General features: G+C 69.6%; 23 protein-coding genes. 14 read left to right on the top strand and 9 right to left on the bottom strand.

Annotated features, from left to right (window positions below):
* Positions 1–32: 32 nt before the first annotated feature.
* The 6 genes from ACTOWL_RS09430 (at position 33) to ACTOWL_RS09405 (ending at position 5,024) form a co-directional block, all read left to right on the top strand.
* Entirely contained in the window at positions 33–917 is an 885-nt protein-coding gene (locus ACTOWL_RS09430) for a glycine betaine ABC transporter substrate-binding protein (protein ID WP_441320960.1), read from the top strand.
* A gap of 67 nt (positions 918–984) precedes the next feature.
* Entirely contained in the window at positions 985–1,989 is a 1,005-nt protein-coding gene (locus tag ACTOWL_RS09425; protein WP_441320959.1) for an ornithine cyclodeaminase family protein, read from the top strand.
* Positions 1,990–1,995: 6 nt separating this feature from the next.
* Positions 1,996–2,811, top strand: a complete 816-nt coding sequence (locus ACTOWL_RS09420; RefSeq protein WP_441320958.1) for a phosphate/phosphite/phosphonate ABC transporter substrate-binding protein — start codon at positions 1,996–1,998, stop codon at positions 2,809–2,811.
* 13 nt (positions 2,812–2,824) lie between these two features.
* Positions 2,825–3,457: an ABC transporter permease gene (locus ACTOWL_RS09415; RefSeq protein WP_441320957.1), complete on the top strand. Its 633-nt coding sequence runs from the start codon at positions 2,825–2,827 to the stop codon at positions 3,455–3,457.
* A complete protein-coding gene (locus ACTOWL_RS09410) occupies positions 3,454–4,089 on the top strand; it encodes an ABC transporter permease (protein WP_441320956.1) in 636 nt (211 codons plus the stop codon). Before ACTOWL_RS09415 ends, ACTOWL_RS09410 begins: the two co-directional genes overlap by 4 nt.
* Positions 4,086–5,024 (top strand): ABC transporter ATP-binding protein, encoded by a 939-nt coding sequence (locus tag ACTOWL_RS09405; RefSeq protein ID WP_441320955.1) that lies wholly within the window; start codon positions 4,086–4,088, stop codon positions 5,022–5,024. Before ACTOWL_RS09410 ends, ACTOWL_RS09405 begins: the two co-directional genes overlap by 4 nt.
* A gap of 54 nt (positions 5,025–5,078) precedes the next feature.
* Here ACTOWL_RS09405 and ACTOWL_RS09400 read toward each other — a convergent pair whose 3' ends face one another.
* The 7 genes from ACTOWL_RS09400 to ACTOWL_RS09370 are packed head-to-tail and all read right to left on the bottom strand — an operon-like array spanning position 5,079 to position 12,732.
* Positions 5,079–6,773 carry a GMC family oxidoreductase gene (locus ACTOWL_RS09400; protein WP_441320954.1) on the bottom strand — a complete coding sequence of 565 codons (1,695 nt, stop codon included), beginning with the start codon at positions 6,771–6,773 and terminating at the stop codon, positions 5,079–5,081.
* The gene (locus tag ACTOWL_RS09395; RefSeq protein WP_441320953.1) at positions 6,770–7,567 is read right to left on the bottom strand and encodes an ABC transporter permease; all 798 of its coding nucleotides are present in this window, start codon (positions 7,565–7,567) and stop codon (positions 6,770–6,772) included. Before ACTOWL_RS09395 ends, ACTOWL_RS09400 begins: the two co-directional genes overlap by 4 nt.
* Positions 7,568–7,569: 2 nt before the next feature.
* Entirely contained in the window at positions 7,570–8,466 is an 897-nt protein-coding gene (locus ACTOWL_RS09390) for an ABC transporter permease (RefSeq protein WP_441320952.1), read from the bottom strand.
* A gap of 27 nt (positions 8,467–8,493) precedes the next feature.
* Complete coding sequence (locus ACTOWL_RS09385) at positions 8,494–9,534, bottom strand: ABC transporter substrate-binding protein (protein ID WP_441320951.1); 1,041 nt, start codon at positions 9,532–9,534, stop codon at positions 8,494–8,496.
* 40 nt (positions 9,535–9,574) lie between these two features.
* Positions 9,575–10,879, bottom strand: a complete 1,305-nt coding sequence (locus ACTOWL_RS09380; protein ID WP_441320950.1) for an NAD(P)/FAD-dependent oxidoreductase — start codon at positions 10,877–10,879, stop codon at positions 9,575–9,577.
* A gap of 15 nt (positions 10,880–10,894) precedes the next feature.
* On the bottom strand, positions 10,895–11,608 hold the full coding sequence (locus tag ACTOWL_RS09375) for an HAD-IA family hydrolase (RefSeq protein WP_441320949.1): 714 nt from the start codon (positions 11,606–11,608) through the stop codon (positions 10,895–10,897).
* Positions 11,609–11,649: 41 nt separating this feature from the next.
* Positions 11,650–12,732, bottom strand: coding sequence for an ABC transporter ATP-binding protein (locus ACTOWL_RS09370; RefSeq protein ID WP_441320948.1), 1,083 nt, complete (start codon positions 12,730–12,732; stop codon positions 11,650–11,652).
* A gap of 188 nt (positions 12,733–12,920) precedes the next feature.
* On the opposite strand from ACTOWL_RS09370, the gene ACTOWL_RS09365 reads away from it, so the two are divergent.
* The gene (locus ACTOWL_RS09365) at positions 12,921–13,862 is read left to right on the top strand and encodes a LysR family transcriptional regulator (protein ID WP_441320947.1); all 942 of its coding nucleotides are present in this window, start codon (positions 12,921–12,923) and stop codon (positions 13,860–13,862) included.
* Between the two features lie 3 nt (positions 13,863–13,865).
* Here the strand turns inward: ACTOWL_RS09365 and ACTOWL_RS09360 are convergent, their stop codons facing one another.
* Positions 13,866–15,089 carry an ROK family transcriptional regulator gene (locus ACTOWL_RS09360; RefSeq protein WP_441320946.1) on the bottom strand — a complete coding sequence of 408 codons (1,224 nt, stop codon included), beginning with the start codon at positions 15,087–15,089 and terminating at the stop codon, positions 13,866–13,868.
* Between the two features lie 173 nt (positions 15,090–15,262).
* On the opposite strand from ACTOWL_RS09360, the gene ACTOWL_RS09355 reads away from it, so the two are divergent.
* From ACTOWL_RS09355 to ACTOWL_RS09330, 6 genes are all read left to right on the top strand, one after another.
* Positions 15,263–16,366 (top strand): substrate-binding domain-containing protein, encoded by a 1,104-nt coding sequence (locus ACTOWL_RS09355; protein WP_441320945.1) that lies wholly within the window; start codon positions 15,263–15,265, stop codon positions 16,364–16,366.
* Positions 16,367–16,404: 38 nt separating this feature from the next.
* Entirely contained in the window at positions 16,405–17,361 is a 957-nt protein-coding gene (locus tag ACTOWL_RS09350; RefSeq protein ID WP_441320944.1) for an ABC transporter permease, read from the top strand.
* Positions 17,358–18,128, top strand: a complete 771-nt coding sequence (locus ACTOWL_RS09345) for an ATP-binding cassette domain-containing protein (protein ID WP_441320943.1) — start codon at positions 17,358–17,360, stop codon at positions 18,126–18,128. The genes ACTOWL_RS09350 and ACTOWL_RS09345 overlap by 4 nt, the downstream gene beginning before the upstream one ends.
* 14 nt (positions 18,129–18,142) lie before the next feature.
* Positions 18,143–19,336: an alanine racemase gene (locus ACTOWL_RS09340; protein ID WP_441320942.1), complete on the top strand. Its 1,194-nt coding sequence runs from the start codon at positions 18,143–18,145 to the stop codon at positions 19,334–19,336.
* Positions 19,336–20,589 carry a M20 family metallopeptidase gene (locus tag ACTOWL_RS09335; RefSeq protein ID WP_441320941.1) on the top strand — a complete coding sequence of 418 codons (1,254 nt, stop codon included), beginning with the start codon at positions 19,336–19,338 and terminating at the stop codon, positions 20,587–20,589. Before ACTOWL_RS09340 ends, ACTOWL_RS09335 begins: the two co-directional genes overlap by 1 nt.
* A 96-nt stretch (positions 20,590–20,685) precedes the next feature.
* Complete coding sequence (locus tag ACTOWL_RS09330) at positions 20,686–21,333, top strand: GntR family transcriptional regulator (protein ID WP_441320940.1); 648 nt, start codon at positions 20,686–20,688, stop codon at positions 21,331–21,333.
* 37 nt (positions 21,334–21,370) lie between these two features.
* Here ACTOWL_RS09330 and ACTOWL_RS09325 read toward each other — a convergent pair whose 3' ends face one another.
* A complete protein-coding gene (locus ACTOWL_RS09325) occupies positions 21,371–22,879 on the bottom strand; it encodes a winged helix-turn-helix domain-containing tetratricopeptide repeat protein (protein ID WP_441320939.1) in 1,509 nt (502 codons plus the stop codon).
* Positions 22,880–22,993: 114 nt separating this feature from the next.
* Between ACTOWL_RS09325 and ACTOWL_RS09320 the strand changes: the two genes are divergently transcribed.
* Positions 22,994–23,245, top strand: coding sequence for a DUF1127 domain-containing protein (locus ACTOWL_RS09320; RefSeq protein WP_441320938.1), 252 nt, complete (start codon positions 22,994–22,996; stop codon positions 23,243–23,245).
* Positions 23,246–23,368 lie beyond the last annotated feature (123 nt).

The raw sequence follows: 23,368 nt of genomic DNA, 5'->3' as shown, positions 1-23,368 counted from the left end.
CTCTTCACACACAACAAACAGGGAGAATGAAGATGAGACTGTCGATCCTGTCCGCCGTCGCCGCTGCGGTGATGGCCACTCTTGCCTTCAAGCCTGCCGCTGCGGACCCGATCAAGGTCGGCAGCAAGAACTTCACCGAGCAGTACATCCTGGCCGAGATGTATGCGGCGCTGCTGGAACACGCCGGCTTCGAGGTGGAGCGCAAGATCAACCTCGGCGGCACCCTGATCGCCCATCAGGCTCTGACCACCGGTGAGATCGACCTCTATCCGGAATATACCGGCACGGCGCTCTCCGCGGTGGTCAAGGGCACGATGTCGACCGATGCGGGGAAGGTCTATGACGAGGTCAAAGCCTTCTACGCCAAGCAGTTCAACCTGACCTGGCTGAAGCCCACCGGCATCAACAACGGCTATGTCATCGTCGTCCGCAAGGAAACCGCCGACGCCAACAGCCTGAAGACCCTGTCCGACCTCGCCAAGGTCGCGAACACGCTGGTGTTCGGCGGCGGCGCCGAATTCCCGGACCGGGCCGACGGCCTGCCGGGCCTGAAGCGCGTCTACGATGCGGAATTCAAGGAATTCAAGCAGTTCGCCAAGCTCGGCCTGCGCTACGACGCGCTCGGCCAGAAGGACGTCGATGTCGTCAACGGCGCCGCCACCGACTGGCAGATCGGCGCCCAGGACCTCGCGGCCCTCGCGGACGACAAGGGCCTGTTCCCGCCCTACTACGTCGCCCCGGTCGTCCGCCAGCAGGTTCTGGACGCCAACCCGAAGGTGGCCGGGATCCTGGACTCCCTGGGGTCCCACCTGGACAACGCCACCATGCGTGTCCTCAACGCCAAGGTCGAGAACGACCATGAGGAGGCCAAGGACGTCGCCGCGGCCTTCCTGAAGGAAAAGGGGCTGCTGCCCTGAGGGCGGACGAAGCGGCAGGAGCCGATCCTGCCGCTTCGCGGAGCGGGCCCATCGCTGGAGAACGGGAATGCAGGAAATCTGGATCGACTATCTGAACGCGCTCGATGCCGAGGCGCTGGCGCTCAGCAATGACGAGATCCTCGCGGCGGTGGAGAAGGCGCTCGACGCGCAGGGCCGCGGCGAGACGGTGATCGAGCCGCGCGTCCACCTGGTGCCCGAAAGCTCCGACAAGGGCCACTTCAACGTGCTGCGCGGCTATGTCAAATCGCTGGGTTACGCGGGGGTCAAGGTGGTCGGCGACTTCGTCGACAACTACAAGCTCGGCCTGCCCTCCGAAATGGCGGTGCTGAACCTGTTCGATCCGAATACCGGCGTGCCGAAGGCGGTGATCGATGCGACGGCGATCACCGACATGCGCACCGGCGCGGTGACGGCGCTCGGCGCGAAATATCTCGCCCGCAAGGACAGCAAGGTGCTCGGCCATATCGGCGCCCGCGGCACCTCGTACTGGAATGTCCGCCTGCTCGACCACCTGTTCGATTTCGATGAGATCCGCATCCATTCCCGCCGCCCGGAAAGCCGGAATGCCTTTGCGGAACGCCTCGAACGCGATCTCGGCAAGAGGATCATCGTCACCGACAATTGGCAGGATTGCCTCGAGGGCGCCGACATCATGGTCGAGGCCAGCCGGCTGCCCGAACCGACGCCGCTGTTCAGGACCGAATGGGTGAAGCAGGGCGCCTTCGTCGTGCCCTACGGGACGATGAGCGCGTTGGAATTCGACCTCACCGACATCATGGACAAGGTCGTGGTCGACGACTGGGGGCAATGCGGCCCCGGCCGCCCGTTCGGGGCGCTGCGCCGTCATGTCGACGAAGGCAAGGTCACGGCGGAGACGCTGCATGCGGAGATCGGGCAGATCGTCTGCGGCCTGAAGCCCGGCCGCGAAAGCGACGGCGAGACCATCCTGTTCTGGCACCGCGGCCTCAGCACCACCGATGTCGCGCTCGGCGCGGCCATGGTCGACAAGGCCCGGGCGCTGAAGATCGGCCAGCGACTGCGGTTCGCGTGACCGGCCATGGCGACCGCCGCTCCGCTCATCGCCTGCTCCCGGATGTACAATGTCGGCCCGAAGGTCCGCGGGCTCTGGGACGGCCTGTTCGCCTGGCTGTCCGAGGAGTCCGGCATCCGGCTCGAAGTCATCGCCCATGCCGCTCCCGCCCCCCTGTCGGAGCTCTGGGCCCGGCCGGATCTGGGCGCGGCCTTCATGTGCGGCTACCCCTTCTCCCGGCTCCCGGCCGATGAGCAGCCGATCGCCCTGGCGGCGCCGGTGTCGACCGCCGCATGGGCGAAGGACCGGCCGGCCTATGCGAGCCATATCGTCGGCGCCAGGGATGCGGCCTTCGATCCCGCCGATCTCCCGGCGCTGCGCTGGGGCTGGACGGTGCGCGATTCCCAGTCGGGCTATCACGCGCCGCGGGCCTTCCTCGCCGGCCTGCCGCGGCCGAAGACGGCCGTGACGGCCGTCGGCCCGCTGCTCAATCCGAACGGCGTCGTCGATGCGATCGCGACCGGCAGGATCGATGTCGGCGCGATCGACGCCTATGCCTGGCAGCTGCTGGAGATGCATCAGCCGGAGGCCCTGGCGCCGCTGCGGATCATCGCGACGACTGCGGCGACGCCCGTGCCCCTGCTCGTCGCCTCCCGCCGGCAGCCGGCCGAGATGGTTTCGGCGCTCAGGAACACCCTGCTTCGGGCGCATCACGACGCTCAGGGGCAAAGCATCCTGGCGTCGCTCGGCCTCTCGCACTTCGCGGCGCCGGATGTCGCGGCATACGATTCCCTGCCGGAACGGGCGCAGGACTCCGACCGGCTGCTGGCGGCATCATGGTGAAAGACGCCGCCCGATGAAGTGGGTGCCGAAGAACATCGACCGGCTTCTCGAGGCCCTGCTCGAGCATCTCGCCCTGGTCTTCTCATCGGTCGGGATCGCGCTGGTCATCTCGCTGATCGTCGGCATCTGGGCCGCCCGCCGGCCGAGGACGTTCAGCGCGATCGTCATCGTGACCGGCGTCTTGTTCGCGATCCCGAGCCTGGCGCTGTTCGCCCTGTTCATCCCGGTCATGGGGATCGGCGCGGAGCCGGCCATCACCGGCCTCGCCGCCTATTCGCTGATGATCCTGATCCGCAACATCGGGCTCGGCTTCCAGGCGGTGCCCCGCGACGTGCTCGATGCCGCGCACGGCATGGGATACGGCGCCACCCGCCGCATCTGGGAGGTCGAGCTGCCGCTGGCCATGCCTTTCATCGTCGGCGGCATCCGCATCGCCGCGGTCACGGTCATCGGCATCGCCACCGTGGCCGCCTACATCAATGCCGGCGGCCTCGGCGTCATCATCTTCGAAGGCATCGACCAGCGGTTTCCGGAAAAGATCATCGCCGGCGGCCTCCTGACCTCGGCCCTGGCGCTATCCACGGATTATCTGTTCGCGTCGCTCGAGAAGATCCTGCGCCGCCGCAGCGGCAGGCCGGCGGCATGATCCTGGTCGACGCCTTCCACTGGATCACGGCCAACCCGGGCGTGTTCTTCGGCGCCTTCAACCGCCATCTGCTGATGTGCGCGATCTCGCTCGGGATCGCGCTGGTCATCGCCATACCGCTCGGCATCCTCGTCGCCAGGGCGCCCCGCGCCGCCTTCGTCGCGGTCAATGTCGCCGGGTCGCTGCGATCGATCCCGAGCCTCGCGATCCTGTCGGCGGCCATGCCGTTCCTCGGCATCGGCCTGCTGCCCTCGGTCGTCGCGCTCATCGTGCTGGCGGTCCCGCCGCTGCTCCTCAACACCATCATCGGCATCCGCGAGATCGACCCCGCTTTGCTCGATGCCGCCCACGGCATGGGCATGGGGCGGCGCGACATCCTCTGGCAGATCGAGCTGCCGCTGGCCGTGCCCTCGATCCTGGCGGGGGTCCGGACCAGCGCCATCCAGGTCATCGGCGGCGCGGCGCTGGCGTCGTTCATCGGCGGCGGCGGCCTCGGCGACTTCATCAACGCCGGCATCGCCATCATGAACATGCCGCGGCTGCTGATCGGCGCCTTGCCCATCGCCCTGCTCGCCATCCTGGCCGAGCTGCTGTTCGGCTGGCTGGAACGATCCTTCGGAAGGCGCCGATGATACGACTGGATCACGTCACCAAGACCTATGAGGGCGGCGGCCGGCACGCCGTCGACACGCTCGATCTGGAGATCGAGGCCGGCACCACGGTCGCGTTGATCGGCCCGTCCGGCTGCGGCAAGACGACGACGATGCGGATGATCAACCGGCTCGAGACGCCGACGTCCGGCCGCGTGCTGGTGAACGGCCGCGATATCGCCCGGACCGACCCGAAGGAGCTGCGGCGCAGCATCGGCTACGTCATCCAGCAGGTCGGGCTGTTCCCGCATATGACGATCGCCCGGAACATCGCGACGGTGCCGCGGCTGCTGGGCTGGGACCGGCCGAAGACCGACCGGCGCATCGACGAGCTGCTCGATCTCGTCGGCCTCGACCCCGCGATCATGCGCAGCCGCCTGCCGCACGAGCTTTCCGGCGGGCAGCGCCAGCGCGTCGGCTTTGCCCGCGCGCTGGCCGCCGATCCCGCCATCATGCTGATGGACGAGCCGTTCGGCGCGATCGATCCGATCACCCGCGTCAGGCTGCAGGACGAGTTCCGGCAGATCCTACGAAAGGTCAGCAAGACGGTGGTCATCGTCACCCATGATCTCGACGAGGCCATCAAGATGGGCGACCGGATCGCGATCATGCGCGACGGCCGGCTGCTGCAATATGATACGCCGGCGGCGATCCTGGCCCGCCCCGCCGATGATTTCGTCGAGAGCTTCCTCGGCCCCGACCGGGCGATCAAGCGGCTGAGCCTGATCGAGGTCGCCGGCGCCATGGCACCGCCGGCGGCGCAGGAGTCCGGCAATTCCGTCGCCCCCACCGCCAGCCTCCACTATGCCCTGGCTCTCATTCTGGCCAGCGATCTTCCCGGCCTCGACGTCAAGGCCGCCGACGGTTCGCGGATCGGATACCTGTCGCGGGACGCCGTCCTGTCCGCGCACCGGTAGCGCGCAATCCGGCTCAGCTCCCGGCGGATGAGCTCCCCTGCCCGGCCCGGCGCACTACCGGCCGGACCGGATGAAATCGGCGATCCGCTCGGCGATCATGATGGTCGGGATGTTGGTGTTGGCGCAGGGGATCGACGGCATCAGCGAGGCGTCGGCGACGCGGAGACCGTCGATGCCATGGACCTTGCCCTGCGGCGAGGTGACGGCCGCCGGATCGCGTTCCTGCCCCATCCGGCAGGTGCCCGACGGATGCCAGGTGCCGCCGACATGCCGGCGCACGAAATCGGTCAGCGCGTCGTCGTCGCGCAGCAGGCCGTCCAGCGTCGTCCCCAGGGTGATGGCGGCATGCACCAGTGCCGATCGCATCGGCCCGGCCAGGTCGAGCAGCGCGGACAGGGCGCCGCGCTGCAGCGCGTTCCAGGCGCCGGGCCCGGCGATCCGGGCCACGCGGGGCGAATAGCTGGAGGGGAAGACCGGCCCGCGATGCCCGTCCATATGCGGGTCCAGCAGCACCGCCGCCCCCATCCGCAGCGCCGTCTTCAGCCGGTCGAGGTCGCGACGGTCGCTGAGCATGCGGAAATCGACATGCGGCTCCGCGGCCGGGTCGGCCGAGGCCAGGGTCAGGACGCCGCGCGAGCAGGATTTGTTGACCCAGAAGAACAGGCTGCCCATCCGCAGCCCGACCGAATGCCAGCCGGAGCGCGACAGGATGGCGGCGTGCATGTCGCCCTGCGGGAGGCCGTCCAGCCCCGAGGAGAACCGCCAGATCGCCTGCTCGTGATGCTCGCCGCGGTCCCGCACCCGCATCGCCGGCGGCAGGGTGGCGGCCACGGCGATGGAGGGATGCTCCATCAGGTTGCGGCCGACGCCGGGAAGGTTCGCGACCACCGGGATGCCGAGCGGCTGGAGGTCGGCAGCGGGACCGATGCCGGAGCGCAGCAGCAGCGCCGGGCTGTGGATGGCGCCGGCCGCGACGATGATCTCGCCGGCGCTGATCACCTGCGGCCGGCCGTCCGCGCCCACGATCTCCGCCCCGATCACGCGACGGCCGTCGAACAGCAGCCGGTCGGCGCGGCAGCCGGTCAGGATCGTCAGGTTGGGCCGGCTTCGGACCTCGGGCGTCAGATAGGCGATCGAGGTCGGCAGGCGTTGGCCGCGGTCGCTGACCGCGATGGCGCCGCGATAGGCGCCGTCCTCCCAGGGCCCGTTCTGGTCCGCCCGGATCGGGTGGCCGCGCCGCTCCAGCGTCTGCATCACCCGGCGCACGAAGGGCGAGATCCGGTCGTCGGCGATGCGCCGGATGGTGAGCGGCCCGTCCGACCCATGCAGCGGGCCGCTGAAATCACGGTCGGCCTCGATCCGGCGGAAAACCGGCAGGCAGTCGTCCCAGCCCCAGCCGGCGGCGCCCAGCGCCTCCCACTCGGCGTAGTCCGCGGGGGAGCCGCGATTGGCCATCAGCGCGTTGATGGCGGAGCCGCCGCCGAGCAGCTTCGCCTGCTCGTAGCGGCGCAGGCTGCGCGGCGCCGTATTCGACCGGCCGTAGCCCATCAGCGCCGTCAGCGAGGCCCAGAGGTTCGAGCTGTCGAGATAGGCCCGGCCGGGATAGCGGCTGAGAATCTCGGCCGGGGCATTGTCCGCGGAGATGTCCCGCCCCGCCTCCACCAGGATGACGGAGCGATCCTCCGACAGCCGCGCGGCCAGGACGCAGCCGGCGGAGCCGCCGCCCAGGATCAGGCAGTCCGCCCTCATCCGGCAGCGGCCCGCCTTCGCTCGGCGTTCCAGGCGCTGAGCGAGGCCGCCACGACGATGACCAGGGAGACGGCAGTCAGCAGCGTGCTGATGGCGGCGATGGTCGGGTCGATCTCGTCGCGCAGCGAGGTGAACATGCGCTTGGTCAGGGTCTGGTACTGGCCGCCGGACACGAACAGGGCGACGACCGTCTCGTCCAGCGCCGAGATGAAGGCGAAGAGCAGGCCGGAGACCACGCCGGAGCGGATCTGCGGCAGGGTCACGGCGAAGAAGGTGCGGAACCGGTTCATGCCGAGGCTGAGCGCCGCCATCTCCTGCGCCGGGTCGAATTTGCGCAGGCTGACCAGCACCGAGGTCACCACATAGGGCAGCCCGAGCATGACATTGGCCAGGATCAGCCCGGTCATGGTCGCCAGCAGCCCGACCTGGGCATAGACCAGGAAGATGCCGACCGCCGTGATCACGATCGGCACCACCAGCGGCAGCAGCAGCACCACCTGCAGGCCGCGCAGCAGCTTGGACTGGGTGAGGTTCAGCGCATAGGCCGCCGCGGTTCCCATGATGGTGGCGAGGACCGCGCTCGACCCGGCGACGATCAGGCTGATTTTCGTCGCCTGCATCCAGGCCGGGTTGCCGAGATAGGACTCATACCAGCGCAGCGACCAGGAGGGCGGCGGGAAGGACAGGAACCGCGCGCCGGAGAAGGACATCGGCACGACGATGATGATCGGCACCACCAGCCAGACCAGGACCAGCGCGACGAAGCCGTACAGGCAGAAGCGGGTGATGTTCATGGTCACCTCGCCCCCATGATCCGTTCGAACGGGATGAACAGGCTGGCGACCCGGAAGATCAGGAACACGCAGGCCAGCAGGACGACGCTGATCGACGAGGCCGCGCCCCACTCGTTGTAGACCTCGATGTTCCGGGAGACGAGCATCGACACCATGTAGGTCCGGCCGCCGCCCAGCAGCTCCGGCGTGATGTAGAAGCCGAGCGTCAGGGCGAAGACCAGCACCGCCCCGGCGATCACGCCCGGCAGCGACAGCGGCAGGAACACGCGCAGGAAGACGAAGGCCGGCGACCCGCCCAGGCTGGCCCCGGCCATGGTCAGCTCGCGCGGGATCTTCTGCATCGCCGCATAGAGCGGCAGCACCATGAAGGGCAGCAGGATGTGGATCGTCGCGATCACCGTCCCGAGCTCGTTGTTGACGAGCAGCAGGGGGCTGTCGATCAGGCCGAGATCGGTCAGCGCCGAATTGATGATGCCGCGCCGCTGCAGCAGGATCAGCCAGGCGTAGGAGCGCACCAGCACGCTGGTCCAGAACGGCAGCACCACCAGGGCCAGGATCACCACCCGCCAGCCCGGCGGCACGGCCGCCGCGACATAGGCGACCGGATAGCCCAGCAGCAGCGTCGCCAGGGTGACGGTGAAGGCGATGCGGAAGGTCTGCAGGAACGACATCCAGGTGGCGTCGTCGGTCAGGAACCGCTGGTAGTTGACCAGGGTGAACCCGCCGTCCTGGCGGATCGACTGCCAGGCCAGCCAGCCGAGCGGCACGATCAGCAGGCAGACGATCACCGACAAAGCGGGCGCCAGCAGCAGGAGCGTCAGCCGCTGCTCGCGACGCTCCTGCGACACCGACGGACCGATGGTCGGCTGCGACACCGAAGGACTGATGGTCACGGACATGGATGACCCTGCTTCAACCGCTCGGGGTTACTGCTGGATGAAGGAGGCCCAGCGCTTCAGCACCTCCTCGCCGGCCGGGGAGCTCCACCACTCGGTGGACACCAGCACCTGCTTCGCGGCGTTGTCCGGGGAGCTCGGCATCTCCGCCGCGCGCTCGGGCGAGATCTTGCCGGTCTTGTAGGCCTCCGGATTGGCCGGGCCGTAGTCGATATAGGCCGGGAAATTGGCCTGGATGTCCGGCGCGATCGCCGCGTTGACGAACTTGACCGCGGTGTCGAGGTTCGGCGCGCCCTTGAGGATGCACAGCGAGGTGTATTGCAGCATGCCCTGGTTGTAGGTGAAGCCGACCGGGGCGCCCTCCTTCGCCACGGCGGAGACGCGGCCGTTCCAGGCCATGATCATGTCGGCCTCGCCATCGGCCAGCAGCTGGGCGGACTGGGCGCCCGAGGTCCACCAGACGGCGATGTTCGGCTTGATCTCCTCCAGCTTGCGGAAGGCGCGGTCGACATCCAGCGGATAGATCTTGTCCGGCGCCACGCCATCGGCCAGCAGCGCCGCCTCGAGCGTCGCCAACGGATAGTTGCGCAGCGCCCGGGTGCCGGGGAACTTCTTCACATCCCAGAAATCGGCCCAGGTCTTGGGCGGGTTGTCGCCGTACTTCTCGGTGTTGTAGGCCAGGACGCTGGAATAGAACTCATAGGCCACCGAATACGGCGTCTTGTAGTCGTCCGGCAGGCCGGCGGCGTTCGGGATCCTGGCGAAATCCAACTTCTCGATCATGCCCTGCTGGCCACCGCGGACGCAGTCCTTGGTCGGCGTGTCGACCACGTCCCAGATCGGCTTCCCGGTGGTGGTCTGGGTCTTGATCACCGGCCAGGCGTCCGGCGCGCTGTCCTGGTTGATGGTGATGCCGAGCAGGGCTGCGGCCGGGTCGAGGATGGCCTTGGTCTGCGCCTCCTGATAGGCACCGCCCTGCGACACGAAGGTGATCTGCTCGGCGCCGGCGGCGCCCGAGGCCAGCGCGCCGAGGGCGGAGAGAGCGGCGAGGAGGTGAAGCCTGGATCTCATGGTCCTGTCTCCCTGTTTCGTTGGCCGGATACCCGGCGTTCTAAAGCCCGACGGCGTCGAGCATCTGGTACCAGCCGGCGACGGCGCGGACCGCCGGCTCTCGCAGCGGATAGAACGGCACTGGCGCCAGCCGCCTGGCGTCGAGCAGCCCGACATCCGGCGTCTCGCCGCGCACGAAGGCGGCGAGGTAGCGGCCCATCAGGCTGGCCATGGCGACGCCGGCGCCGTTGTAGCCGAGGGCGAACAGCACCCCGTCGTCGCGCCGGCCGACATGCGGCACCGAATCCAAGGTCATGGCGACCAGGCCGGACCAGCTGAATTCGACCGGGACATCGGCGAGCATCGGGAACAGCGCCACCATGGCGCGCCGCAGCGCGGCGAAGGCCGCGGGCGAATCCGTCTTGCCGAAGGCGCCGCGGCCGCCGAACACGAAGCGGCCGTCGACGATCCGGAACCAGCGCATCATCCGCCGCGTCTCGCTGCAGATCCGGCGCGTCGGCAGCAGCCGGGCGGCGAGGTCCGGCGGCAGCGGCGCGGTCGCCAGGATGGCGCTGCGGAACGGCACCAGCGTCCGCTGCATCGCCCGCGTCGCGCCGGTCAGATCGGAATAGGCGTTGGTGGCGATGATCGCCTGGGCGGCGCGCATCCGGCCCCGCGGCGTCTCCACCACCACCGCCCCCGGCTCGCGCCGGATTGCCACGGCCGGGCTGGCCTCATGGATGCGGATGCCGCGCGCCGACAGGCCGGCGGCCAGCCCGCGCGCATAGTTCAGCGGGTGGATGCAGCCGGGCCCCCGGGTCAGCGCGCCGCCGACGAAGCCGTCCGAGCCGAGCTCCGCCCGCACCTCGTCGCGCGACAGCAGGCTGATATGGCCGTCGCCCATCTCGGCCTTCATCCACTCGGCCTCGGCGGCGACCGCGGCCAGCGCCCGCTCGGTGTGCGCCGCCTTGACCAGCCCGACCCGGGCGAAGCCGGCGCTGTCGATGCCGAACTCCTCGACCAGCGCCTCGACGGCGTCGACCGCCTCATGGCCCAGCTCGTACATCCGCCGCGCCATGTCCCGGCCATGGGCCGCGGCGATCGCCGGCAGGGACAGGCGGAATTTCGGCGTGACGAAGCCGCCGTTGCGGCCGCTGGCCCCCCACCCGACCGCATTGGCGTCGAGCACCAGCGGGTCGAGCCCGGCGGCGGCGATGTGGCGTGCCGCCGACAGGCCGGTGTAGCCGGCGCCGATGATGACCACATCCGCCGCGGCGTCACCGTCCAGCGCCGACAGTCGCGGCGCCGGGCCTGCCGTCGCGGCCCACAGCGAATTGACGCCGGGCTTCGGGGAATGCAGGGCCATCATGGCGCGGTCCGGTCAGGCGGCCTGCTGCTCGGCCGCCTCGACGGCGTCGGCGAGCTGCTTCAGCGTCGAGAAGTGGAGGTCGGGCGTGGTCAGCGTCACCACCGCCGGCGTGCCGCCAAAACCCTGCTGCCCCTGCCGGCGCTCGATCCAGCAGGTCTTGTAGCCGAGCTTGCGGGCGATGCCGATGTCGTGGTGCTGGCTCTGCGCCACATGCAGGATCTCGCCGAATTTATAGCCGAAGGCCGATTGCCGGCCGCGGTTGAAGGAGAAGAAGTTCGGGTCGGGCTTGGCGGTGCCGGTCTCGTCGGCGGTGACGCTGTCGTCGAAGGGCTGGCCCAGCGTGTTGGCGTAGCTGGAGAAGGCGGTGCGGTCGGCATTGGTCATCGCCACCAGCCGGAAGCGGCGGCGCAGGCGGCGCAGCGCCTCGGCGGAATCGGCGAAGGCCGGCCAGCGCAGCACGTCGAGCTGGAACGCCCCGGCCGCCAGGTCGTCGGCCGGCAGCTCCAGCTCGCCCGCCAGCGACTTGTAGACATGGAACATCGCCTCGCTCGACCGGTACGGGTGGGCGTCGCGGCCGCGCTTGTAGGCCTCGAAGATCCGGTCGTCGCTCAGCCCCTGCGCGGCGCGGCCGCCGATCCGCCGGACGGAGTCGAGGATGCCGGTCTCGAAGTCGATCAGGGTGCCGACGACGTCGAAGGTGAGGACTTTGAAGGCGCTGAACGACATGTCTGCTTCTCGGGTTGTGAATCGGGAGGAATGGCGCGGGCTCAGGCGGCGCGCGGCACGATGATGGTGTCTTCGGGATGCAGGGTGACGGCGATCCGGCCGCCGACCGGCGGGACGCTGCCGCGCGCCGCGTGATGGCTCGGCTGGCGCAGGCTGAGCACGGTGCCGTCGTCGAGGGTCAGGAACACCTTCAGGCTCTCGCCCTGATAGATGATCTCCGACACCCGGCCGGACAGCCGGTTGGCGCCGTCGCCGCCATCGCCGGCATCGATCAGCAGCTTCTCGGTCTGCACCGCCAGCAGCAGCTCGCTATCCTGCGGGATCGGCCGGCCGGAGCGTAGCACGGCGCCGCCAAGCGCCACCCGATCGGGCCCGGCGCGGGTCACCGGCAGCAGCGCCGCCTCGCCGATGAAGCTGGCGACGAAGCTGTCGGCCGGGTGGTCGTGCAGCCGCTCCGGCGTGTCGATCTGCACCAGCCGCCCGTCGCGCAGGATGGCGACCCGGTCGCTCATCGTCAGCGCCTCGCGCTGGTCGTGGGTGACATAGACGATGGTCGCCCCGAGCCGCCGGTGCAGGTGGCGCAGTTCGATCTGCATGGCGTCGCGCAGCTGCTTGTCGAGGGCGGAGAGCGGCTCGTCCATCAGGATCAGCCGCGGCTCGAACACGATGGCGCGAGCCAGGGCCACGCGCTGGCGCTGGCCGCCCGAAAGCTGCGAGATGCGGCGGTTCTCGTAGCCGGACAGTTCGACCATCGCCAGCGCCCCGGCCACCTTGCCGGCCCAGCCGGATTTCGGCAGGCGCCGCGCCCGCAGCGGGAAGGCGACGTTCTCGCCCACCGTCATGTGCGGGAACAGGGCGTAGCTCTGGAACACGATGCCGATGTCGCGCTTGTGCGGCGGGGTGAAGGTGACATCGCGCTCGCCGAACCGGACCGACCCGGCGGTGGGCTGGATGAAGCCGCCGAGGATGCTGAGCAGCGTGGTCTTGCCCGAGCCGGAGGGGCCGAGCAGCGAGACGAACTCGCCCGGCGCGATCGTCAGGCTGACATCGTCGAGGGCGCGGAAGGCGTCGTAGTGCTTGCTGACGGAACGGATCGAGACGCCCGTGCTGCCGAGCTGCGTCATGGTCGTGAGCCCTGTCCCTGAGTGCCGCGCATGCCATGGCGGCATGAGCGGCCGTCACCGGATCCGGCGCGTCGTTCTCCGCCAGGCGGGCGATCGCGTCACGGGATCCTTGTGTCGTATGTAGATCACAGCAAACGACCCCGGCCGAGGCAATTGCGAAAAACTTGGCGGACCCATAAACTCAGATCATGACCCAGCTGCGCCGGATGCTGCCCTCGTCGAACGCCCTCTTCGTGTTCGAGGCCGCGGCGCGCTGCGGCAGCTTCACCCGGGCGGCGGCGGAGCTGAACGTCACCCAGCCGGCGGTCAGCCGGATGCTCGGCCGGCTGGAAAGCCATCTCGGCGTGCGGCTGTTCGACCGCTCCGCCGCCGGCATCGTGCTGACCGAGGACGGCCGGTCGCTGTACCGCCGCGTCGCCGAAGGGTTCCGCGGCATCGAGGCCGCGATCCGCGAGATCGAGGCCCGGCGCACCGGCACCGAGACGGTGACGCTGTCGCTGTCCACCGCCTTCACCACCCATTGGCTGATGCCGCGGATCAACCGGCTGCAGAAGGAGTTCCCGTCGGTCGATCTGCGCTTCCAGCTGATCGCCGGGCCGCTGCACGGGCCGGTCGACGACGTCGATCTCGGCATGCGCTTCGTCGACGGCGGCGATGCGGGCCACGAGACGGCGCTGGTGATGCGCGAGATCATGCTGCCGATCTGCAGCCCGGCCTATCGCGAGCGGCAGAGGGCGACGGGCGACGGCAACACCATCATCAACCTCGCCGGTTCCGACCCCGCCTGGCCGGATGCGTTCGAGGATCTTCGCGACGACCGCGCCGGGCCGCGGAGCACGCTGAGCTTCTCCGACTACGCCATCGTGGTGCAGGCGGCGCTGCTGGGCCAGGGCATCGCGCTGGGCTGGGTGACGGTGTCGTCGCACTGGCTCGGCACCGGGGCGCTGGTGCCCGCCGCCGGCAGCCTGATGCGCACCGGCCGGCTGTGCCAGCTGGTGCATTCGCGGGCCCGGCCGATGCGCACGGCCGTGGCCGAGATCCGCGACTGGATCATCGCCCAGACCCGGTCGGATATCGGGGCGCTCGACGGGCTCTACCCCGAGCTCGCGGTCGGCGCGGCGGCGTTCTGAAGGCTACGACAGGGCGGTGCTGATCCGGGGGCGCAGCGCTACGGGCTTCTCAGGGGCGCTGAGCGGGACATAGCTCGGGTTCAGGGTGCGGAACAGCGGCAGCACGGCGGCGCCGCGGGCGGCGGCGTCGCGGCCCAGCGTCGCCCGCATCAGCCGTGGCCAGCGCCGACGCCGGCCCGAGCCGAGCGAGCGGTACAGCGGCTGCACCCGCTCGGCCAACCGCTCCAGCAGCCAGTCCGGCGCGTCGCCGCCGAGCAGGATCGCCTCCGGATCGAAGATGTTCTCCAGCATGTTGAGGCCGATCCGGAACGGCTCGATGGCGGCGTCGAGCCAGCCGTCGAGGCGCGGGTCGTCCGGCCCGATCTCGCGCTCGAACGCCTCGATCGAATCCAGCGACAGCCCCTGCGCCGCCAGGTCGCGGAAGGCGGCGTTGAGCGACAGATAGGCCTCGAGGCAGCCGCGGTTGCCGCACTCGCACGGCAGGCCGCCGGGATGCACGATGACATGGCCGAACTCACCGGCATTGCCGGCGGCGCCGGAGAACGGCCGGCCGTCGATCATCATGCCGGCGCCGAGGCCGATGCCGAGGAAGACGTAGACGAAGGTCGAGAGCGACCGCGCCGCGCCGTACAGCCATTCGGCGCTGGCCGCGGCGGTGGCGTCGTTCTCCAGCGACACCGGCAGGCCGATCGCGGCCTCCAGGTCGGCGGCGATGGTCAGCCCGTCCCAGCCGGGCAGGCTGGTCGGCCCCAGCCCCTCGACCTCGAACGGCCCCGGCATCACCAGCCCGATGCCGAGCAGCCGGTCGCGGACGATGCCGGACTCGGCGATGATGGCCTCGATCTGCTGCTTCAGCCGCGCCACCGCCTGGTCCGGGCCGGGCGTGTCGATCGGCTGCACCGCCCGCCGGCGCACCTGGCCGGCCAGGTCGGCGACCACCGCCACCACCCGGCCGCGGTCGAGTTGCAGGCCGATGGTGCAGCCGCCCTCCGGGTTGATCGCCAGCTGGATCGACGGCTTGCCGACGCCGGCGACCTTGCGCCCCTCCGGCCGCAGCAGCCCGGCCTCATAGAGCTCGTCGGCGAGGTTGGAGACGGTCTGCTTCGACAGGCCGGTCAACCGGGCGATGTCGGCGCGGGACAGCGGCCCGTGCAGGCGCACCGCATCGAACACGACCCACAGGTTGATCAGCTTGGCCTGCTCGATATTGGTCGCCTTCAGCAGCATGGCGGTCCCCTCTATGCCTGTGGAAACTAGGCTTTGAAAATTTATAAGTCAAATTGATAGCCTAATTGACGACCCGGCGCCGATCGCGCATTGTTGGGGCGACCCGATCGGATCGCCGGCCCCTTTCCGGGCGCCGCAGCGGTCGAGACCGGGACAAGAAACGGGGAGAGAGCATGATGAGACGCACCCTGGCCCTGGCGGCCCTGCTGGCCGCCTTCGCCCCTGCCGCCACCGGCCTGGCGGAAGAGCCCTTCTACAAGGACAAGCTGGCGCTGGACCTGTCGGCGCCCCTGCCCGGCCCGGACGGCAGCGCGCCGTCCCCGGCCAAGGATCTGAGCCTGAGCGACGCCGAGATCGGCACGCTGAAATCCGGCGGGCACAAGGCGGCGCTGCTGTGGCATGGCGGCGGCGACTGGGTGAACGCGGTCACCGCCGGCGCCAAGGCGCGCTTCGCCGAGCTGGGGATCGAGGTCGTCGCCACCGCCGACGCGCAATACGACCCGGCGAAGCAGGCCAACGACATCGAGACCGCGATGGCGCTGAGCCCCGACGTGATCCTGACCCTGATCCTCGACCCGGTGCAGGGCGCCGCGGCGCTGAAGCCGGCGGTGGCCAAGGGCGTCACCACCGTGCTGCTGAGCAACCCGGTGCAGGGCTTCGCCGCCGGCAAGGACTATGTCGGTATCGTCACCGACGACATCGCCGGGATGGGCACGGCCGCGGCCGGGCTGATGAACGATGCGCTGGGCGGCAAGGGCGCGGTCGGCTTCATCTATCACGACGCCAAATACTTCATCACCAACGGCCGCGACAACGCCTTCCGGGCAACGCTGGAGCAGAAGTATCCCGGGCTGGTGATCGTCGACGCCAAGGGCTTCACGGCCGAGCCGCAGACCTTCGACATCGCCTCGGCGATGATCCAGCAGCATCCGGAGATCAAGGGCATCTACGTCGCCTGGGATGTGGCGGCCGAAGGCGTGGTCGAGGCGCTGCGGGCGGCGGGGCGCACTGATGTGAAGGTGGTGACCCACGACCTCGGCGCCACCAATGCGCTGGACATGGCCAAGGGCGGGTCGATGGCCGGCACCGTCGCCGACCAGCCCTACGAGATCGGCCAGGCGATGGCGACGCTGGCCGGCTACGGCCTGCTGAAGAAGCAGGCGCCGGCCTTCAACACCGTCGGCCTCGTCGCCGTGACCAAGGCCAACCTGGCCCAGGGCTGGGAGCAGTCGCTGCACAAGCCGCTGCCCGACGCCGTCAAGGCGGCGCTGCAATAGCCCCCTGCCCTCTCGCGCACAGGAGCACAGGAGTTCCCATGTCCACCGCCGTCGCCAGGCTGTTCCGGGGCGGGCAGCTCAGCGCCTTCGTCGTCTATATCGGCTTCGTGGCGATCCTCGCCTTCTTCGCGATCGCCCTGTCCGACCGGGGCTTCCTGACGCCCGGGAACATGATGACGATCATCCGGCAGACCACGCCGGTGACGATCATGGCGGTGGGCATGACCTTCGCCCTGTGCGCCGGCCAGATCGACCTGTCGGTCGGCGCCACCGTGGCCCTGGCCGCGCTGGTCACCGCCGTGGTGATGCGCGAGGCCGGGCTGGCCCTGGCGATCCCCGCCGGCCTGCTGACCGGCGCCCTGGTCGGGCTGGTCAACGGCCTGCTGACCGTGACGCTGCGCATCCCGGCGCTCTTGGTCACGCTGGGCACCATGGGCATCATCACCGGCGTCGCCCGGGTGCTGACCAATCTGGAATCGGTGCCGATCACCAGCGACCCCTACACCTTCGTCTTCGGCTCCGGCGACATCGGCCCGGTCTCGGTGCTGTTCGTCTGGACCCTGGCGGCGCTGGTGATCGGCCATCTGGCGCTGAACAACACCGCCTATGGCCGCCGGGTGCTGGCCACCGGCGGCGAGGTGCAGGCGGCGCGGGCCGCCGGCATCAGCACCATGCGGGTGACCATCGGCGTCTTCGTCGTCACCGGCATGGCCGCGGCCCTGGCCGGGATGCTGTATGCCGGGCGGCTGCACGGCGCCCGCTACACGCTGGGCGAGACCGATGTGCTGACGGTGATCGCCGCGGTGGTGATCGGCGGCACCAGCCTGTTCGGCGGCAAGGGATCGGTGATCGGCGCCGTGGTCGGGTCCTGGCTGCTCGGCGTGCTCAACAACGGGCTGATCCTGATGGGGTTCAGCGTGTCCGACCAGATGATCGCGCGCGGCGTGATCCTGATCCTGGCCGTCGCCATCAGCCTGCGGGAGACCCGGCAATGACCACCGATGAACTCCCGGTGCTCGAGGTCCAGGGCCTGTCGAAGCATTTCGGCCCGGTCGAGGCGCTGTCCGGCGTCGACCTGGCGGTCCGGCGCGGCGAGGTGCTGGCCCTGCTCGGCGACAACGGCGCCGGCAAGACCACGCTGACCCGCTGCATCAGCGGCCTGTACCGCGCCACCGCCGGCACCATCCGGGTCGACGGCAAGGAGGTGCAGATCGCCACGCCGCAGGACGCCCGCGACTGCGGCATCGAGACGGTGCATCAGGGCCTGGCCCTGGTCGGCAAGATGGATGTCGCCGCCAACCTGTTCCTGCACCGCGAGATCTTCCACCGCAACCCGCTGCTACGCACGCTCGGCTGGCTCGACAAGCGGGCGATGGCGTCGGAGGCGACGCGGATCCTGGAGCAGTTGAAGGTCCGCGTGCCGCCGTCCGGCGTGCCGATCGAGCGGCTGTCCGGCGGCCAGCGCCAGGCGGTCGCCATCGGCCGCGCCGTCGGCTGGGGCGAGCACATCGTGATCCTGGACGAGCCGACCGCGGCGCTGGGGGTCGAGCAGTCCAAGCATGTCAACGAGCTGATCCTGACGTTGAAATCACAGGGCGTCGCCGTGCTGCTGATCAGCCACAACATGCAGCATGTGATCGAGACCTGCGACCGCGCCGTGGTGCTGCGCCACGGCCGCAAGGCCGGGGATGTCCGCATCCCCGACGTCACCGCCCGCGACCTCGTCGACCTCATCACCGGCGCCGTCCGCGCCGCCGCCTGACCGGGATCCCGCCGATGTTTCTCAACGCCCTGATCGCCAAGAACCGCGCCTTCGTCGAGGCCGCGGTGACGCTGCACCAGTCCGGCGCGGTGCCGGCCAATTCCTATCTGCTCGACCTCGACACCATGCGCGCCAACGCGGCGGCGCTGGCGTCGACGGCCAAGGAGCTGGGGCTGACCGTCTACGCCATGACCAAACAGTTCGGCCGCAACCCGCCGGCGCTGGACGCCATCCGGGCCGGCGGCATCGACCGCTTCGTCGCCGTCGACATGGCCTGCGCCCGGCCGATCCATCGCGCCGGCCACAGGCTCGGCCATCTCGGCCACCTGTCGCAGGTGCCGCGCGGCGAGGCGCGCGAGGGTGCCCGGATGCGGCCGGAGATCTGGACCGTGTTCAACGCCGAGAAGGCGGCGGAGGCGGCCGATGCCGCCGCGGCGGAGGGCCATGTGCAGAACCTGGTCGCTCGCATCTTCGCCCAGGGCGACCGGTTCTATGACGGGCATGAGGGCGGCTTCGCGGCGGAGGAGATCGAGCGCGTGGCCGACCTGCTGGACGAGCGGACGGGCGGCCGCTTCGCCGGCATCACCAGCTTCCCGGCGCTGCTGTTCGACGAGGCCACCGGCGCGGTGACGCCGACCCCGAACTTGCGCACGCTGGAGGCCACGGCCCGGCGGCTGACGGCGACCGGGCGCCGCGACCTGGTGGTCAACACCCCCGGCACCAACTCCGCCGCCGTGATGCAGGTGCTGGCCGAGGCCGGCGCGACCCAGGTCGAGCCGGGCCACGCCCTGACCGGCACCACGCCGCTGCATGCGATCCGCGACCTGCCGGAGAATCCGGCGATGCTGTATCTCAGCGAGATCTCGCACATCCACCAGGGCACGCCCTTCTGCTTCGGCGGCGGCCTCTATGTCGATCCGGTGTTCAAGGACTATCCGGTCAAGGCCCTGGTCGGCGGCGACGCCGATGCGGCGCTGCGCCAGGCGGTGCCGGCGACCATCCCGGCGCCGGCGATGATCGACTATTACGGCAAGCTGCACCCCGAGTCCGGCCAGACCGTGCGGGTCGGCGACACCGTGATCTACGGCTTCCGCGCCCAGGCCTTCGTCCGCCGCGCCTACATCGTGCCGGTCGAGGGCATCCACAGCGGCACCCCGCAGGTCCGCGGCATCTGGACCCCGGAGGGCCGCGAGGCGGCGTTCACCTGATGACCGACGACCTCCACACCCGCATCCGCGACGCGATCGATGCCGACGCGGCGGTCGGCCTGCTGCAGCGCGCCATCCGTACGCCCAGCGTCACCGGCACCGAGGCGGCGTTCGGCGCCCTGGTGGCGGAGGAGCTGCGGCGGCTGGGCTGCGACGGCGTCACGGTCGAGGACTGCCTGCCCGGCCGCCCGGTGGTCTGGGGCGTGCGCAAGGGCAAGGGCACCGGCCCGCGGCTGATGGTGCTGGGCCATCTCGACACCGTGCATGTCCGCGGCTGGGAGGAGCATTGGGCTGGCGACGCACGGCAAGACCCGTTCTCCGCCGCGATCGTCGACGGCGAGGTCTGGGGCCGCGGCTCGGGCGACCTGAAGGCGGGGATCTGCACCGGCCTGTCGGCGCTGGCCACGTTGGACCGCGCCGGCTGCGCGCTGGACGGTGACGTCGTCTTCGTCTTCATCGCCGATGAGGAGAGCGGCGAGCCGGGCATGGGCGTCTCGGCCGGAATCAAGACGGTGGTGCCGAAGATCCAGCGCGGCGAGATCCCGAATGCCGATTTCGCGATCTATGTCGAGCCGACCCGGCTGGCCGTGTTCCCGGCCCAGATCGGCTTCTTCATCGCCGAGATCGCGGTCACCGGCCGGTCCGCCTATTTCGGCATGCCGGAGAAGGGGGTCGACGCGCTGAAGGCCGGCCATGCCATCCTGTCGGCCCTGTGGCGCCATTCGGCCGACCTCGAGGGCCGCGGCGCGCACGAGCTGGTCGGGCGCGGCTTCCTGCTGGTCACCGGCATCGAGGCCGGCGGCTACATCGCGGTGCCGGAGCGCTGCAGCCTGAGCCTGATCCGCAAGCTGCGTCCGGGCGAGGATCTCGACCGGGCCAGGGGCGAGCTGGACGCCGTGATCCGCAACGCTGTGACCGACCCCGAGGTGACGGTCGAGATCGCCTTCCCGGCCGGCCGTGACCACCCGGTCGGCGGCATGCCGTTCGAGACCGACCCGGCGGCGGCGCCGGTCATGCTGCTGCAGGAGGCGGTGCGGGCGGCGATGCCGGACCGCGGCGCGATCGAGGGCGCGCCGTTCTGGTCCGAGGGGTCCTTCACCGCGAACCAGTTGGGCATCCCGACCGTCTACTGCGCCCCCGGCGACATCTCGAACTGCCACACCTTCCAGGAGCGGGTGCCGGTGGCCGAGTACCTGGCCGGGGTCGAGGCCTTCGCCCTGTTCATGGCCCGGTACTGCGGCACGGCGCGCTAGAACGGCATCCACCGCAGGTTGCTGCCGCTGCAATTGGCACTGGTTTGCCGTCCAACTGCCTGCTCAAGTGACCTGAACATCGACGGTGCATGGCCTATGCGGGATCTCGCGACGCAGCAGCAGCAGGTCTACCAGACGCTCCGCGAGCAGTTGATCGCCGGCCGGTTCAAGCCCGGCACCGGCGTCAGCCTGCGCGGCATCGCGGCCAGCCTCGCCGTCGGACTCATGCCGGTCCGCGAAGCCATCAATCGGCTCGCGGGCGAACGGGCCCTCGAGGTCAGGCGCAATGGCCGTGTCAGCGTCCCGGACCTGACACGGCAGCGATTCGAGGAGCTGATGCAGGCCCGGCTTCAGCTCGAACCGCCCTGTGCCCGCTGGGCGCTTCCCCATGTCGATGCCGACCGTCTCGCCAGGATGGAAGCGTTCGACGACAGCATGAATTCAAACTACGGCTCGGGCAACGCCGACGCCTACATGATGGAGAACTACCGGTTTCACTTCGAACTCTATCGCGCGGGCGGCTCGCAGGTCTTCGTCCCGCTGCTCGAAAGCGTCTGGATGCAGTTCGGCCCGTTCATGCGCAGCGTCTACGACATGAGCGAGACGTCGGAAATCGTGGACAAGCACAAGATGGCCCTCGAGGCGATCAGGCGACGCGACCAGGATGCGCTCGAGGTCGCGATCCGGGCCGACATCCTGGATGCCGTGCATCTGCTGCGGCAGGCCTTGGCTCACCAGCACTGAACGATCGATCGCCCCGGGCGAGGGTCGCGCCGGCGCGTCACTCCGGAAGACCGGCCTTGCGGTAGCCATCAACGAAATGCTCAAGCGTCGCGGCGTCGCGGAACGGCTCCCTCTCGGCCCAGTGGCGGGTCGTGAAATCCGGGTTGCCGACAAGGAACAGTTCGACCTCCGCGCGCGCCTCGTCGAGCCGGCCCAGCTGGGCAAGGCTTGCCGCCAGGAAACGGCGTGAGCTTGTCCGATACGTCTCGTCCCGGCGCAGCGTCTCGACAGCGGCTTCGTATTCGCCGGCCGCATATTGCGCCTGGCCGAGCGCCAGATAGTACCAGCTTGCCGGAAACGGGTTCAGCCGGAACGCCTTGCGAATGTGCTCGAGGCCCTCCTCGACCCGCCCGGCCAGGACCGCGATGTCGGACAATGCCGCCCAGGCATCGGCCTCGTTCGGGTCGAGCTCGATCGCCTTGGCGAATTCCGCATCCGCCTCGGCGAAGCTGCGGTCATAGGCCAGCAGGTAAGCCAGGACCCAGCGGCAGCCGGCGTCGTTGGGGTCGATCGCGACCGCCTTGCGCGCCAGTTCCAAAGCAACGCTGCGGGACGATTCCGTTGGTCCGCCGGAATGCACCCATCCCATCCAGTGGTTCATGGCAAGCCAGCGATAAGGCTCGGCGTATCCCGGATCGAGCGAGACCGCGCGCGTCAGCATCAGATGCGCTTCCCGCGCCGTCTGCGGCGAATCATCCATCAGCCTGCGCGCCCGCACGCAGAGATCGTAGGCCTCGAGATTGCTGGGCCGATGGCGCGGCGGCGGCGCGCGCAGCCGGCCGAGCAACGCCTCCACGATCTTGCCGGTGACCTCGTCCTGGACGGCGAAGATATCGTCCAGGCTGCGGTCGAAGCGTTCCGCCCAGAGATGATCGCCGCTCACCGCGTCGACCAGCTGCGCGTTGATGCGCACGCGCCCCGCGGCGCGCCTTGCGCTGCCCTCCAGCAGGTAGCGCACGCCGAGATCCTGTGCGATCCCGCGCACGTCCATCGCCTTTCCCTTGTAGGCAAAGGCCGAGTTGCGGGCGATGACGAACAGGCCGGAGGTCCTGGACAGGTCGGTGATCAGGTCTTCGGTCAACCCATCCGCGAAGGAGTCCTGCTCGGGATCGTTGCCGACATTAACGAAGGGCAGCACGGCGATCGATGGCTTGCCGGGCAGCGGCAAAGGGTTTCGCCTCGCGTCCCCGAGCTGTTCGACGGCCCCCGTGAAGCGGTAGCCGACGCGCGGAACCGTGGTGATCCAGTCACCGCCGTCGGCGGCCGGACCCAGCAGCTTCCGCAGCCGCGCGATCTGGACGGTGAGGTTGCCCTCCTCGACCGCCATGCCCGGCCACGCCGCATCCATCAGCTCGGCCTTGGCCAGGATTTCGCCGGGCCGCCCGACGAGCGCCGCGAGCAGCTTCAGTCCGCGATAGCCAACGGCGACGGGGACATCGTTCCGAAGGAGCGTTCCCGCAGCTGAATCAAGCACGAACGGGCCAAAGGCAAAGCGCGATCCCTGCATGCGGCGCATCCTTAGGCCGTTCGGAAGTTTTTGGAAACGATTTGGGAGAGCTTAAGGACGACGCCGTTCGTCTCCAGCAGACTCCATCCTGTTTCAGTCCCTATGGAGGCTGCCATGAACGATATCCTCGGGTCGGTCCCGCATCGGGCAGCGTGGCCGGGAACGCCTGCGGCGCCGGCGGACGTGTCGCGCCGGCACCTCAGCCTGGCGACCCTGCGAAGCATGATCGCGACCTGGCGGGAGCGGATCCGCCTTCGCCGGAAACTTGCGCAAATGTCGACGGCCAATCCCCATCTGATCGCCGATATCGGTCTGACGCGACGGCAGGTCGAGGCGGAGGTCGCCAAGCCCTTCTGGCAAGACTAGGTTCTGTGGACGGATTTGACCAAGATGAAGGCAGCGGTGAGAGCAACGAAGGAGGCGAAGTTTCGTTTGGTCTTCTCGCAGCGTAGGGCGATGCGCTTGAAGCGCTTGAACTTGCCGACGGCC

It is taken from the genome of Inquilinus sp. CA228, assembly GCF_052078665.1.
Taxonomy (GTDB): domain Bacteria; phylum Pseudomonadota; class Alphaproteobacteria; order DSM-16000; family Inquilinaceae; genus Inquilinus.
The sequence above is the reverse complement of the archived record's forward strand: the minus strand, read 5'-3'. Positions and strand labels throughout refer to the sequence as shown.